Source organism: Thalassospira sp. ABL2_045 (genome assembly GCF_056161285.1).
Map to the genome: position 1 here is coordinate 64151 of NZ_JBSWYV010000001.1, position 13600 is coordinate 77750.

Annotated in this window: 14 protein-coding genes; 1 reads left to right on the top strand and 13 read right to left on the bottom strand. The window is 55.7% G+C overall.

From position 1 onward, the window contains the following. Nucleotides 1-106: 106 nt before the first annotated feature. A complete protein-coding gene (locus ACXAIA_RS00290) occupies nt 107-1486 on the top strand; it encodes an aspartate aminotransferase family protein (protein ID WP_475347577.1) in 1380 nt (459 codons plus the stop codon). Nucleotides 1487-1588: 102 nt separating this feature from the next. On the opposite strand, the gene ACXAIA_RS00295 is transcribed toward ACXAIA_RS00290, so the two are convergent. The 13 genes from ACXAIA_RS00295 to rhaM all read right to left on the bottom strand — a co-directional run bounded on the left by ACXAIA_RS00295 (nt 1589) and on the right by rhaM (nt 13596). After that, nucleotides 1589-1864: an amphi-Trp domain-containing protein gene (locus tag ACXAIA_RS00295; protein WP_475343580.1), complete on the bottom strand. Its 276-nt coding sequence runs from the start codon at nt 1862-1864 to the stop codon at nt 1589-1591. After that, the gene (locus ACXAIA_RS00300) at nt 1861-3273 is read right to left on the bottom strand and encodes a metallophosphoesterase family protein (RefSeq protein WP_475347578.1); all 1413 of its coding nucleotides are present in this window, start codon (nt 3271-3273) and stop codon (nt 1861-1863) included. The genes ACXAIA_RS00295 and ACXAIA_RS00300 overlap by 4 nt, the downstream gene beginning before the upstream one ends. A gap of 10 nt (nt 3274-3283) precedes the next feature. Then, complete coding sequence (locus ACXAIA_RS00305) at nt 3284-3979, bottom strand: histidine phosphatase family protein (protein WP_475347579.1); 696 nt, start codon at nt 3977-3979, stop codon at nt 3284-3286. A gap of 2 nt (nt 3980-3981) precedes the next feature. Continuing rightward, nucleotides 3982-4965, bottom strand: coding sequence for a histidine phosphatase family protein (locus ACXAIA_RS00310; RefSeq protein WP_475347580.1), 984 nt, complete (start codon nt 4963-4965; stop codon nt 3982-3984). Then, on the bottom strand, nt 4962-6095 hold the full coding sequence (locus ACXAIA_RS00315; RefSeq protein ID WP_475347581.1) for an HprK-related kinase B: 1134 nt from the start codon (nt 6093-6095) through the stop codon (nt 4962-4964). Before ACXAIA_RS00315 ends, ACXAIA_RS00310 begins: the two co-directional genes overlap by 4 nt. Then, nucleotides 6092-6979, bottom strand: coding sequence for a GAK system ATP-grasp enzyme (locus tag ACXAIA_RS00320; RefSeq protein WP_475347582.1), 888 nt, complete (start codon nt 6977-6979; stop codon nt 6092-6094). The genes ACXAIA_RS00315 and ACXAIA_RS00320 overlap by 4 nt, the downstream gene beginning before the upstream one ends. Next, nucleotides 6972-8618: a PhoU domain-containing protein gene (locus tag ACXAIA_RS00325; RefSeq protein ID WP_475347583.1), complete on the bottom strand. Its 1647-nt coding sequence runs from the start codon at nt 8616-8618 to the stop codon at nt 6972-6974. The genes ACXAIA_RS00320 and ACXAIA_RS00325 overlap by 8 nt, the downstream gene beginning before the upstream one ends. Next, nucleotides 8615-9085: an NUDIX domain-containing protein gene (locus ACXAIA_RS00330; RefSeq protein ID WP_475347584.1), complete on the bottom strand. Its 471-nt coding sequence runs from the start codon at nt 9083-9085 to the stop codon at nt 8615-8617. The genes ACXAIA_RS00325 and ACXAIA_RS00330 overlap by 4 nt, the downstream gene beginning before the upstream one ends. Nucleotides 9086-9380: 295 nt before the next feature. Next, a complete protein-coding gene (locus tag ACXAIA_RS00335) occupies nt 9381-10055 on the bottom strand; it encodes a DUF1028 domain-containing protein (protein ID WP_475347585.1) in 675 nt (224 codons plus the stop codon). Nucleotides 10056-10082: 27 nt separating this feature from the next. After that, a complete protein-coding gene (locus ACXAIA_RS00340; RefSeq protein WP_475347586.1) occupies nt 10083-10502 on the bottom strand; it encodes a RidA family protein in 420 nt (139 codons plus the stop codon). 21 nt (nt 10503-10523) lie between these two features. After that, nucleotides 10524-11771, bottom strand: a complete 1248-nt coding sequence (locus tag ACXAIA_RS00345) for a flavin-containing monooxygenase (protein WP_475347587.1) — start codon at nt 11769-11771, stop codon at nt 10524-10526. Nucleotides 11772-11884: 113 nt separating this feature from the next. Further along, nucleotides 11885-13285, bottom strand: a complete 1401-nt coding sequence (locus ACXAIA_RS00350) for an FGGY-family carbohydrate kinase (protein WP_475347588.1) — start codon at nt 13283-13285, stop codon at nt 11885-11887. Next, on the bottom strand, nt 13282-13596 hold the full coding sequence (rhaM, locus tag ACXAIA_RS00355; RefSeq protein WP_475343557.1) for an L-rhamnose mutarotase: 315 nt from the start codon (nt 13594-13596) through the stop codon (nt 13282-13284). The genes ACXAIA_RS00350 and rhaM overlap by 4 nt, the downstream gene beginning before the upstream one ends. Between the last annotated feature and the right edge of the window lie 4 nt (nt 13597-13600).

The following is a 13600-nucleotide window of genomic DNA, read 5'->3' on the forward strand; positions in this document are numbered from 1 at the left end:
CGCGCTATGTAAAGCCACCGATAGCGCGTTTCGCATTGAGCAAGTAACATGCACCACATAATGGCCGCCCCACATGCGGGCATCATCTTTTGAACGGGAGTTTCACATGAACCATCGGCCGAATTCGCTCCACATGTCGGACATTGCACATTCGATGCATCCCTATACCAACATGCGCCTGCATGAGGAAAAGGGCCCGATGATCATGACCGAGGGCAATGGCGCGCGCGTCACAGACAGCGAAGGCAAGGAATATATCGAAGGGTTGGCTGGCCTGTGGTCGGTTGCCGTCGGTTTTTCCGAAACCCGTCTGGCCGATGCCGCTTATGCGCAGCTCAAGCGTCTTCCGTATTATCACAGCTTTGCGCACAAGGCGCATGAGCCGTCGATCCGTCTGGCCGAAAAGCTGGTTGAAATGACGCCTGAAGGCCTGAACCGTGTGTTCTTTACCAACTCGGGCTCGGAAGCCAATGACACCGTCGTCAAGATGGCCTGGTTCCTCAATAACGGCCTCGGTCGCCCGAAGAAGAAGAAGTTCCTATCGCGCACCAAGGCCTATCACGGGATTACCATTGCATCGGGTTCGCTGACCGGTCTTGCCGGCAACCAGAAGGACTTTGACCTGCCGGCCATTCCGGTGACGCACCTGACCTGCCCGCATTACTGGCGCTATGGCGAAGAAGGCGAAACGGAAGCGGACTTCACCGCGCGTCTTCTGAAAGAACTTGAAGACACCATTCTGGCCGAAGAACCGGACACCATTGCAGGCTTCATCGGCGAACCTGTCATGGGGGCTGGCGGTGTGATGACCCCGCCGGAAGGTTACTGGGCCGGTGTTGCCGAGATCTGCCGCAAGTATGACATCCTGCTGGTCTCGGACGAGGTGATTAACGGCTTTGGCCGGACCGGGGAGCGTTTTGGTTGCGAGAAATATGGCTTCACGCCAGACATTCTTGTCACCTCCAAACAGCTGACCTCATCCTATATGCCGCTGGCAGCGATTGTGGTGAATGACAAGGTCTATAACGCGATTGCCGATAACACCGCCAAGCTTGGCAATTTCGGCCATGGCTTTACCGGCACCGGCCATCCGGTTTCCTGCGCGGTCGGGTTGGAAAACCTCAAGATCATTGAAGAACGCGATCTGATGGGCAATGCCAAACGTCTGGAGCCGATGTTCCAGGATGGCTTGCGTGCCTTTGCCGATCATCCGCTGATTGGTGAAATTCGCGGTGTCGGTTTGATTGCAGGCCTTGAGATGGCGGACAAGAAAACCAAACAGCCGTTTGGCAAACCGGGTGCTGTTGCCGCCAAGGTCGTGGCGCTTGCAGCTGAAGAAGGGCTTATTGTACGCAATGTCTACGACACGGTCGCCCTTTGCCCGCCGCTGATCATCACCGAAGACGATGTGCGTGAAATTCACGCCCGCCTTGGCCGTGCGCTTGATCGTGCACTTGAATGGGCCAAGTCCGAAAGCATGCTGTGATCTGATATCCGCAGTCACGCGAAAGCCGGAGATGAGGAAAACCTCTTCTCCGGCTTTTTTATTTCCGGCAGCACAATTTGATGATGAAAAAGCGTGTTGTCGTTATTTGCCATCGCCAACGACCAGTTTGCTTTTCTTTGACACATCACGGTCGGCATGCCAGCTGATGCGCAGTGTCAGGCTGCTGCGGTCTTCGTCCTGTGAGGCGGAGACTTTGAGGTTCAGAAGGCCTTCGGGTTCGAGGATGATGTTGTCCTGATCGTCGCTGAGTACGACTTTGCCTTTGCCGACGCCGTTTGTGATGGCCTTGAGGATGGCCTTGATCGAGTCGGCGTCTTGGAGCGAATCATGGCTGAACTGTTTTTTGATCTGTTTCATTTGTCTGTTTTTCCGCCTTTGTCATCAAGCGTGATCGCAGAGCTGAGTGCGGTCAGGGTGCGTTTGGGCTCAAAGGCCTTGGCATAGGGAAAGTCGGTACTGATGCCGAGAATATGGCCTTCGGGATGGACGATGGTGACAGCCGCCCCGGATCCTTTGAGGCCCTCCTTATGGCGGGAATGCTGATCGATGGTGGCATCACATTCAAAATTGATCAGGCCCCGGCGCAGCATGATGCGTTGCCCATCCAGCAGATTGCGATGGCCATGGATGATGGCGTGAATGCCGCTGTCATGAAGCTTTTTCGCACCCTTGGGGCTCAGATCATTATCAATGGTGCGATATTTGGTGCGCACCGTATTGGCGATCGACCCATAATAAAGATCAAACGGTTCGCCAAACAGGGCATCGCGGAATTGCCGGTTTAAGGCCTTCACGCCATCGGCATTGAGAAGATCGGCCATCGCGTCATCAAAGCCGGCATGGACAAACATGAAGGATCCGACGTGATAGCCAAGGCGCATGCGCTTGAAGAACCAGTGAAACTCGCCGTCGGGCTGCAAGAACAATTCGCGCCATTTCAGCACCGCCGCATAGACCTGACGCATGGATAGCCCGGCCTCGGCACAGGCGGGCTCGAAGCTGACCATTTTCTTTTTGATCCGCTTGAGTTCGACATCGATCTGTTTTTTCGGCAGATGATCGGCGGCGATTTTGGGAAACTTGTCAAACCAGGCCGGATCGGGGAACAGGCGCCGACGACATTCCTCCTCATCCGGCATATCGGCAAGCGCCTTTCGCCCGCGAAGGTAGGTATCGCGAATTTCAACCAAAAGCGGCACCACCTTCGGCCCAAGGCGCAGGAAGAAATGATCGTTGCGATGATCGACGGTTTTGCCATCACTAACCGCCTGCATGCCCAGAAGATTACGGACATCATGATTGCCCGCAAGAATGCGCACCCGTGCATCGAGCTCGATCAGGCGGCGCACCGCGCGCAGGAGTTTGAGGTTATGCGGCCCCTTGTCAAAACAGTCGCCCCCAATGATGAAGGTCGCCTGTTTACCGAGTTTGGTCAGATGGAAATTCATCACCCCCGGACCAGTGCGGCGCACCCCGCCCGATGCAACCAGCGATGCCACAAACGCCTTTCGATCCGCATGCAGATCGGAAAAGAACAGGATCGGGCGTTTGGGCCATGTCCAGAGCTTGCGCTTGGTCAGACGATCAAGCTCGCTGAGCAGCAATTTGCGATCGCCATTTTCCTCGCCAAACGACTTGTCACCGCCAAAGGTCCAGTCGCGGGCTTCGCGCGGCAATTCCGGATACAGCCAGGATGGCCACGGCCCCTTGTAATGGGGCAGGGCCACGTCGATCTCGACATTTTGATGTTTGAGTGCTTCTGTCATCGCTTAGGCCCTAATCCAATAGCGGGTCCGCTTTGGCGCGGAGTTTCCAATCGCCTGCCACATGATGCCAGGTGTCGTCGCCGCGATATTCCAGCACGACCGGACGGGCGTGATACATGCTGAGCTTCGCGATCTCGTCAAAGGCCAACACACCCAAATGATGGGCAGCATGACGAAACGATGCGCCGTGCCCGACAAAGACCTTAAGAGTGTCGGTTGCAGTTGCGGATGCGGATACGTTTTTCATCTGCATCGCCAGATGGGCGGCCACCCGTTCGCCCGATTGCATCAGCGATTCCGCGCCTTGAAACGGCAGGCGGAAATGGCTGTCGGATTTCCAGTTTTCGGGCAGCGGATCGAACCTCGGATCGGCATCAACGACCCGGTTGATTTCCGAAATGGTCATGTTGGCCAGCGCCCCGACACTGCGTTCGGCCAGCGCGTCATGGCAGGAAACCGAGAAATCCCCAGAAAGCACATTTGCAATATGATCGGCCGTGGCCCAGGCACGCAGCATGTGCGAGCTGTCGATCACGCGATCAATTTCCGTCCCCAGATCAGTGGCCAGTGCAGCAAGCATTCTGGCAGCATCGCGCGCCTGTTCTTCGCCGCGCGTGGTCAGGGCAAAGGGCTGATGCGCGCTTGGCGCATTTGCGCGTTGATGATAATCGCCGTGGCGCACGAGGGCGGCAAATTGTCGGGCCATGGTTATCGGGCCTCCTTGCCATGGGCGGCGGCAAAATCAAGAATGATCGCCTTTAGCGCATCTTCCTTGATGTGTTGGGCCGCGATGTCGGGCGCAACCCAGCGACGGTGCCGGTGGCTTTCTTCCCAGACGGTATCTGAAAGTTCCTCGGTCACGGCCATCGGGTAAACCGCAACGTTGCAGGTCGATCCCCATTTTTCATAGGCATAGCTGCCGACAGCCGTTTCATGCACGGTGCCGCGCACGCCTGCCTCTTCCTCGGCCTCGATCGCAGCAGATTCTTGGGCGCTCAGGCCCGGTTCGTGGATGCCCTTGGGCACGACCCAATGGTTTTTCTTGCTTGATGTGATCACAAGGATTTCAAGCACCCCGTCCCTGATGCGATAGGGGATGACCGCAGATTGGGTATAGTAGTAGGCCGGACGATCGCGCCATTCCCGGCCATTGGCGGTTTCAAAGGGAAATCCCTCCGGCAGGCTATTTAGCCGGATGTAATTGATTATTTTTGCGCAATTACCGGATAAGTTTCGCCAATTATCGGGCATTTCCAGATGAACAAGCGTTCCGGTTTTCAAAAGCTGATGATCATCCGTCACCGGCAGAGATGACGGCGCAAGCGTGCGCACAAGGCTTTCCAGCCCCGGATTGTGACCAACGATCATCACCCGGTTCGGGCCATCGGAATATGTCGCAAGCACATCAAAAAGCGCCTGAATTGAAGCGTTATAAACCCGGTCATCCTGCACGATATCATGGGCGTGTGTGCCGGCTGCCTTGAGCAGCTTTTGCGCCGTGACAAAAGCCCGTTCAGCCGGGGAGGCCACGGTGACATCGGGCAATAGTAACTGATCTTGGAGCCAGGCGCCGATACGCTGTGCCTGTCGCTTGCCCCTGGTTTTAAGCGGGCGATCACGATCCGATATGCCGGATATGCCCGGTGGATCCTTGGCCTTGCCGTGGCGCATGATGAGCAGTTCACGGGTCATGGGCGCGGACCTGTGTGCTGCGGGTCTTGGTCAAAAAGCTTATCGGAACTTTGTTTGGCGATTGCGTCAAAATCGACGCGACCGGTGACCTCATAGATCGGCACACCTTCAAGGGCGGCGAGATAGGCCGCTTCATCAAGGGTCTCGTCACTGCCATGCATGCTGCTATCTGCGCGTTGATAAAACGGACCGGGTGATTTCATGACGGCGGCCAAAAGATCACGCCGTTCGTTCAGATCGATCTGCGTGATCTGTGCGGGTGCATCGGCCTCATGCGACCAGTTCAGAATAAGAAAACCGCATAGTGGCGCCCGCGCGCTGATGCGATCCTGGCCATAGATCTTTTCAATATCGACATCGTATTTTTCTTCGATGTCCCAGAGTTCTGCCGTCGGCAGGGCGGCCAGTTCGGCCCGACGTGCCGGCGAGACGATGGTATCCAAACGCGGATTATGAAGCGCCGTGCCGGGATTGATCCGGGGCAGCTTCGGGATTCCTGCCGCCCAGACATCGCCGTTATGACGGCGGACAAACAAACGGTCATTGGAAAGGAATGCGGTGCCATCTTGATCCAGCATATGGAGCATCAGGGTCGATTTGCCGCCGCCGGAAAATCCCGCCAGACCAAGGGCGCGACCATTGCGCACAAGACCGGCGGCATGACAGATCGCCCAGCCATCCTGTTGCAGCATGTTCATATATTGGGCGTTAATGAAATTGATCACCTGATTGTCGTTTTCCAGACACGGCCCGGCAGCAATTACGCGATCACGGCTTTGCAGTAACACCATGCCGGTGCGGACCTTTTTGACGATGCGCCCGTCAGGCAGATCGACATAAGCATCCTTGCGCCCGCTTTTGCCCGCCTCACGCGGCCAGTCGGTATAACTAACGGCCAGATCGGGTGGCGGGCATTCAAACGCGTCAATTTCAAGGGTCGGCTTCGCATCAGAAACGACGATATGTTTGAAATAGGCGCGCAGATTGTCGAGAAGCGGGGCGGAGTTCGAGCGGACCTTGATCGTCATATCGGGCAAGGACAGCAAAAGCCCGCCCGGCTGCAGCTTCATGGTCCCTGCCAATTGCGCGGCAATATCGCGGGCCTTTATTGCGGTCGCGGTGTTGGTCATGACAGCGCATCCAGAACGTAATCGGCATAAAGGCCGGCGGCATCGATACCGATGCCTTCCTTGGCGCCACGGAAACCGCCAAAGGCGGAGACTTCGAACACGATCGGGCCCTGATCGGTCAGGGCGACATCAACGGTGGTGAAGTCCATGTCAAACAGGTCCTGGGCGCGCCTGGCCATTTCAATGACATCGGGATCGCATTCAAACGCGGCGTATTTGCCGCCACTATGGATTGTCGTGTTCCAGGCATCCCCCTTGGCCACCCGGGCATAGGCGCCGTGATATTCGCCGCCGAGAAAAACAAGACCAAGATCCTGCCCCGGCAGGTCGAGTTTGCGCTGGATATACATCATCGGGTTTTCGGCCTGAAACGCCGCGACGGCCTTGCGGATGTCTTCATCGGGCTGATCGGCATCAATGATCGTCATGCCGCGTGCCTTGGTCGAATAAAGCGGTTTGAACACTGCCGCCCCGAAGTTTTTGACGGCATCAACAGCGATATCGACATTTTCGGTAACCTGCGTTTCGGGCATCGGAATACCGCCATTGCGCAAGGTCACCGTGCAGGCGAGCCGATCAATCAGGCGCAAGATATTCACAGCCGGGCTAAACACCCGTACCCCGGCAGCCTCGACAAGACGCAAAAGCTCAAGGCGATCCAACGAGTTCGGGCTGTACACCTCGGTGATCTTTTTGACCACCACCCCGTCCAGTTTGCAAAGATCAACGCCCCGCGCCGTGACCTGCCCGGTGGCAAGATCGGCCGCAACATCAGCCATATCGATCACAAGCCGGAAACCGGTTTTGTGTTCAAGGGCGTCGGCAAGGGCCTCGGTCGACCATTTTCCGGGAATGCCAACAACGGCGATTTTTTTATCAGTCAATGAACAGGTCCTTGATCGGGGCGATGAAGTCTTCGGGTTTGCGCGGGTCCGAGGCAACAACGCGTTCCATCAGGTAGCGCGCGCGCGCCATCATGTTACGCGATAGCGACGGATCGAGGATGAAGCGCGTCGATGTCGCAAATGACCGCGCCAAACCAAGTGCAAGACGCAGCTCAAAGGTATCATCCCCGGCCTTTTGCGCGAAACGCCGGGCAAAGCCATAAAAGTCCGCCGTTACCTGATGCACACGTCTGCGCCGTTCCCCGTCCAATGCCTGCAGGCGATAGCCCGACACCATGAAGACCGAGACATCCTGGAGGAAATCCATATCTGTGGAGCGGTGCAGATCGATAAACCGGATCGCGCGCGTGTCGGCATCATAGATGATGTTATCAAAATTGAAGTCGCCATGGATATGGACGGTGTAGGGATTTTTAAGCTTGGCCTCGCGCGCGGCACAGGCCTTGATCAGATCATCAAATGACAGAACCGCATGACCATTGATCGCGCAGCCATCATCCTTGAAGGCCGCGTGAATGTCATAAACCGCGTCCATGCGCTTGGCCAATTGCGCCATATAAAGGGCTGGCACCGGCTTCTTGACATGCGTTTTGCGCCAGACGGCGCGCAACGTTTTCTTGAGCGCCTTGAAGGCCTCGTCGAGCAAAGCCGGGTCTTCCTGCAGCAGGATTTGCTCAAATGTCAGGCCGGGCAGATGTTCGATCAAAAGCGCTGCCTGATCCTGCTTTTTATAAAAAGACAGGATCTTTGGCGCGAGGCCGGGATAGATCGCATTCCAGCGGTCGACTTTTTGGCGTTCTTCCTTGAGCTTGCGGCGTTTGCCATCCTTGAAGACGGCGATGTAGCTGTCATCATCCGCACCGACATCCGCGACCCCGGAAATGGCACTGCCCGATCGGGTATGGGCCAGCGGTTCGATGGTCAGATCATCGGCCTTGCGGTTGCCACTGAGCTGTTTGATGGTGGCGGACAAGGAGCGATAGCGATCAGCCGTCAGCTGCTGACCCATATTGGCCGAAATGATCGCATCGCCCATATCCTGAACGATGGTGCCCATTTCCTCGATCCGCTGGGCCATGAAGATCGCGACAATCACCACCGCCGGATCCTTGCCCTTTTTCAGATCGGCATTACAGGTGCGAATAAGCTTTTTATAGTCTTCATCGATCCTGCTTTTTACCTTGATCGCCTTGACTGCGGTCGAGGTATCGCTGTCATCAATCGCCTGTTCGATCAGCTCAAGCCCGTGTTCGACATGGGCCAGAAGTGCGGCGTGACGTCGACGTTTTCGCCGTGGCGTGCCATCAAGTTTTTCATACTGGCGAACGCAATCGCGACAGAGCCGGGTCAAACGTTCAAGATCGATCGCCACCGATTCCACTGCACGCAACATCAAGGCATCGGGACTGGATTTCGGGGTTTGCATGATCGCAGCGATACAGCCATCACGGACCCGCATTTTCAGATTGTCGGCATAGCCGCTGCGGTCGAGAACCTTGCGCGCCAGATCAAGCGATCCCTGATCGAGCGCATCGCGCAACTCAGCGACTTGCGCACTGGCCTCGATCCAGAGAAACCGGAAATTGTCGCGTACCGGGGCGGACAGGGCTGTGGTCATGTGATCAACCCCAGATAGCCCGGATGTTTCTGCGCCGGTGCCGTCAGTAACGCGCGCAAATCATTCGGGAAAAGCGGCGCGCTTGGCAAATCCGCCAGCGGCAGCCACACAACATCTGTCTGGTTCTTGTCCGGTGCGGGTCCGTTGGCAGCGACATATCCGTCGGATACGGAACAAGCGAAAAGAAACTCAACAGCGTGTTTTTTTATTTCAGGGTCGCAGCTACGTGGCTTGAAATAATCCGCCACATACATCAAATCCCCCACTGTGACAGTGGTGCCGAGCTCTTCTTCGCACTCGCGGATCAGGGCGGCCTGCAAGGTTTCGCTTTCTTCCTGTGCACCACCGGGCAACGCATAACGCGTTCCGTAAGCCGGGTTTCGTTTACACAGCAGCAAAATCGCGCCGTCGCGAACGATCATCGCGCGGGCGCAGTTCCGGATCGTTGGCGCCAGATTTTCCTTCATTGCCGCATTTCTCCACGCAATAGGCCAGTGATGAGAAATATCATCCCGGCGCCGCCCGAAAAAGGACGGAACCGGCTGTCACATAATTATAACACACGGAACCCGGCCGCAGATTTGCACTCCATCACACCTGGGTCCGCGAATAGAAAAGCCGGAGATGAGGATTTCCCATCGCCGGCTTTAGTTATTGGCGCAATTTTACAAATCAACGACAGCATAATATCAAAAGCAAATCTGATAATTTGACTTCACGTTTACGCGCCACTTTTATGAGACCCTCGCATATCAGTCTGTGTTACTGGTCACCCGGCACGCCGTAGCTAGGTGCGGCCGTCGGGTCGATGGCGCGCGTCACATAATCCTGAAGCTGGGGCTTATAGAGCTGCCAGATGGAGCTCAGTTCAGCAATCGGATCCCCATCGGTCCAGTCCACGCGAAGGTCGGCAACCGGCCAGCTAACATCGCGCACAAGATAAAGACCCGCAGAATGCACCGGGCCGGCTTCGCCGCCGCTTTCCTGTCCGGCCTTCATCGCCGCAAGCAACCGATCCCCCAAATCGCCACCGGCGGCTTCGAACGCCGCAACCATCGCGGCAGGAACGCCATCATTGGCCAGAAGATTGCCCGCAGCAGCGCAATCCTTGCCCTGGCTTACGGCATTAACACCAAGGGTTTCAGCCCCCGAAAAAACAGCCGACTTTCCGGTTTGATCCAGAAGAACGATCTGGCGCCAGGGGGCGGTCGCATAATCGCGCAGCAGTTCGGAAAGTGCTTCTTCTGCGCCCAGCTTACCTTGCATCAAATCCAGTCCTTTCGGACCAAGCGACGGGTCGGTGATGTTTTGGGATGCCACCACACCGACACCGGCCCGCGCATGGGCACATCGGGCGGCAACCGCCGGGGAGGACGAAGAAATTGCGATACCCATGGTACCGGTTTCAGGACAGCGCGCAGAAATGGAAAAGGTCATTGGAAACTCTTTGGTTCGGGAAAAACGTTATTCACCGTCGGGAATGACAGCGATGGCATCGATTTCAACAAGCCATTCCGGGCGCGCCAAAGCGGACACCACAATGCCGGTCGAAACCGGAAAAACGCCCTTGAGCCATTTTCCAACCACGCGATAGACGTCTTCGCGGTATCTTGGATCAATCAGATAGATCGTAATCTTGGTGATATGGTCCAGTTGGCCACCGGCTTCTTCGACCAGCATCTTGATGTTTGCCATCGCCTTTTCTGCCTGACCGGCAGCATCACCGATGGCCACATTTTCCGACGTGTCGAGATCCTGACCAATCTGTCCCCGCACAAAGATCATGGTTCCTTTGGCGGCGACTACCTGACAGAGATCATTGTCGAGATTCTGTTCAGGATAGGTTTCCTTGGTATTGAATTTGCGAATACGGGTATGGGCCATGGGGCTTTTTCCTTCCACCGTTTAGGGTCGTGGGGCAAATGTCATGTAGTTTTGCTGCTTGGACATGTGATCGGCCAGATATTTTGCGTCATACCACACACCCCAGATAAAGGATGATCCCCGGCGGGTCTGCCACGGCAGTCCCAGGAAATAGATTCCCGGTTCCTTTGAAATGCCGCGCGTGTGAATGGGGGCACCAGCTTCGTCAAAAATATCGAACTTCAACCAATCGTAATCGCGCCCGAACCCGGTTGCCCAGATGACGGTCGTAATCCCGGCATCGCGCACATCAAGCTCCGTCATTGGATCGGAAATGCATTCGGGGTCTGGCCTGATCATCCGTGCTTCGGGTTCTTCGGGCAGATCCAGTCCGTTCTGGGCGATAAAGGCGTCGGCCTCGTCAAGCAGGGCAAGATAGTTCGCGTCGCCAGCGGCGATATTTTTTGCCAGATCGGATGCGATTTTGAGTTTCCCGTCCTCGTAGCTCTCGGTGCGGCCCAGAAGGGTTATGCCCTGCTCAGCCAAGGATCGGAAATCGACCGTATGGCCGCCATTCGCACCGCTGACGGCAATCGTGACGTGATCATCCTGTGGGGTGGCCTCTGCATCCCATTTGTTGAGCACGCCAAGCCACCAGACAAAATCACGGCCCCGGTAGCTGCGCGGGGGACGGTCATGCGGACCGACAGACAGATAGACCTTGCGCCCGGACTTCATCAGTTCTTCGGCAATCTGGGTCCCGGAAGAACCAGCCCCGACCACCAGAACTGCGCCATCGGGGAGTTGACCCGGATTGCGATAAGCCGATGAGTGAATTTGTTTGATACCCGTTTGGGCCGGAATAAGGTCCGGGACAATCGGGGTCTGGAAAGCACCGGTTGCCGCGACGACAAAGCCTGCCTCATAGACACCGTCTGTCGTCTCCACGCGGAAACCGAATTTGCCGTCAAGGCGCGTGACGGATGTGACTTCGATGCCGCAGCGGACCGGTGCCTTTATCTTTTCGACATACTCGACAAAGTAATCGGCAACTTCTTCCTTGGCCGGGAAACCGTTCGGATCACCGGCGAATGTCAGGCCCGGAAAACGGTCGTGCCATGCCGGACCGTTGGCAACAAGGGAGTCCCACCTTTCGGACCGCCAGCGTTCCGCGATCCTGCCGCGTTCAAGCACAACATGAGACAAGCCGTTGGCACTGAGGTGTTCGCTCATGGCGACACCGGCCTGCCCCCCGCCAACAACAACGACGTCTAGTTTTTCAACCGCCATTCACTGCTCGTTCTAATTTTATGTGTCACAGATTCCAAATTTTGGTTTTCAGGCCCCTGCGGCCAATTTGTCGAAGGGTGTTCAAACCCGTCCATATTGATACGACCCATCTCTCAATGCTCATGATTTTTATCGATCAACAAAAGTTTGTGCCGCCACAAATTCTTGTAGGCAAGAATACCCATATCCGCCATCGGGTATATTCGGGCTGCAGCATGTGATTGATGCTGATGCATCCGACCTGTCAGGATTGCCGCGCCATAGCTGGTTCCAGAGCCGTCGCTTGAAGCTAAAATCTGCTGATCTTTCCGGAGACTGGCAAGCAACTGACACATGGCCGTGTTGGTCGCAAAGGGCCCCTCAAAAATCACCGGCCCTTCACTGCTGATCATTTCCAGGCCGTAATCAATCATCAATGCGCAGTAAATTGTCGCAAGAGCAACCTTTTCGCGCTCAGTTCGCAGTGCAGCTTTGTTGATCAGATGCCCCGAGTGATGACCAAAAGGTCCCCCTGCTTCAGCAAATGAAGGTATCGCCAAGCATTCTGATGCGATCAAACGTTTGATATCAGAGATATCCGGATTATCTGTATGACCTTCAGCCAGGAACGCATATTCACGCCCGCCCATGAACCTTGCACTGGGTACGGCATTGCCATTCAGATCGACATTGCACAGGGTATCGCGATACTCGTCAAGCTGTGGTCGTGCGTCTCCACCAACCGAGAAACAAATTGTCCAAGTACCAGATGATACAAGCGAAAACGGTTGCTTAACCCTGGTAATCAAGGGCACTAGCGACGCATTGCTGTCATGAATGCCGCAATGGATCTCGCAATCGGGTGGCAGGCCGGTTTCGGCAGCGATTTCAGGCAGAATATTGCCCAAGACATCACTTGCCCCACGCATCGGGGCGAATTTTCCGGCCCATCCTCGGGTTTTGGCGAGCTGGCTCCAATCGGCCTGATGCGGGTTCCATAGATCGGAATGACAGCCAAGCGACGTGACCTCGCAGGCTTTTATGCCAGACAACCGCCATGCCCAATATTGCGGATAGGGTAGAAAATCTGTGGCACGCGCCATTTCTTCGGGAAAGGTTTGTTCAAGTGCAAATATCTGCCGCCCGAAATTCAGCCCGGCAGGTAAGCAGGGGCTTTGACTATCGGCGAAATCATCACGGGCGCTGTCATAAGCATGATTGATTTCCGGGGCATATGTGTTTTCGTAATCCACCACTGGAAGAGCAAGCTCATCCCCCGCAAGGACCGCAACCGTGGCACCATGGGTCGTTACAACGACCCGTCCGATCACGGTCTCGCGTGCCGCATCTTTCAATGCGGTTTTATAGAAGTCCCACAGGCCTTCAACATCAAGATGGCGATAAGGCGGACCATCAATTGAACGATTTGGACAGCTCGTTTCAAACAGGATTGCATGGGTATTGGTGTCCCACACCACCAGCTTTGCATTGGTTTTGCCGATATCAATGACGGCAATGGCGCGCTTATCTGTCATGGCAGATAGAACACTTCTTTCAACGGAACAACTACGGGGCTGCCATCATCGTTGGTGGCCATGATATCACCCATGAAAGCCCACCAGCGCTGCATGATCTCTTGTTCGGGCAACTCATCCATACCGTGGTCCTTGGTACGGCGTAGAACAGCAAAAAGGATGTTGGTTTCTTCATCAAGAAAGATGCTGTAATCCGAAATACCTGCTTTGCGCAGAAGCTCGGACAGATCGGGCCAGATTTCGTCGTGGCGTTTTTTGTACTCGTCTGCCCAACCCGGATTCAGCAGCATTTTGAAGGCAATCTTTTCCATGATG

Bases quoted from the DNA above. Each gene is read 5' to 3' on its own strand.
- ACXAIA_RS00290 (WP_475347577.1), top strand. From the start codon at position 107: ATGAACCATCGGCCGAATTCGCTCCACATGTCGGACATTGCACATTCG.
- ACXAIA_RS00295 (WP_475343580.1), bottom strand. From the start codon at position 1,864: ATGAAACAGATCAAAAAACAGTTCAGCCATGATTCGCTCCAAGACGCC.
- ACXAIA_RS00300 (WP_475347578.1), bottom strand. From the start codon at position 3,273: ATGACAGAAGCACTCAAACATCAAAATGTCGAGATCGACGTGGCCCTG.
- ACXAIA_RS00305 (WP_475347579.1), bottom strand. From the start codon at position 3,979: ATGGCCCGACAATTTGCCGCCCTCGTGCGCCACGGCGATTATCATCAA.
- ACXAIA_RS00310 (WP_475347580.1), bottom strand. From the start codon at position 4,965: ATGACCCGTGAACTGCTCATCATGCGCCACGGCAAGGCCAAGGATCCA.
- ACXAIA_RS00315 (WP_475347581.1), bottom strand. From the start codon at position 6,095: ATGACCAACACCGCGACCGCAATAAAGGCCCGCGATATTGCCGCGCAA.
- ACXAIA_RS00325 (WP_475347583.1), bottom strand. From the start codon at position 8,618: ATGACCACAGCCCTGTCCGCCCCGGTACGCGACAATTTCCGGTTTCTC.
- ACXAIA_RS00330 (WP_475347584.1), bottom strand. From the start codon at position 9,085: ATGAAGGAAAATCTGGCGCCAACGATCCGGAACTGCGCCCGCGCGATG.
- ACXAIA_RS00335 (WP_475347585.1), bottom strand. From the start codon at position 10,055: ATGACCTTTTCCATTTCTGCGCGCTGTCCTGAAACCGGTACCATGGGT.
- ACXAIA_RS00340 (WP_475347586.1), bottom strand. From the start codon at position 10,502: ATGGCCCATACCCGTATTCGCAAATTCAATACCAAGGAAACCTATCCT.
- ACXAIA_RS00345 (WP_475347587.1), bottom strand. From the start codon at position 11,771: ATGGCGGTTGAAAAACTAGACGTCGTTGTTGTTGGCGGGGGGCAGGCC.
- ACXAIA_RS00350 (WP_475347588.1), bottom strand. From the start codon at position 13,285: ATGACAGATAAGCGCGCCATTGCCGTCATTGATATCGGCAAAACCAAT.
- rhaM (WP_475343557.1), bottom strand. From the start codon at position 13,596: ATGGAAAAGATTGCCTTCAAAATGCTGCTGAATCCGGGTTGGGCAGAC.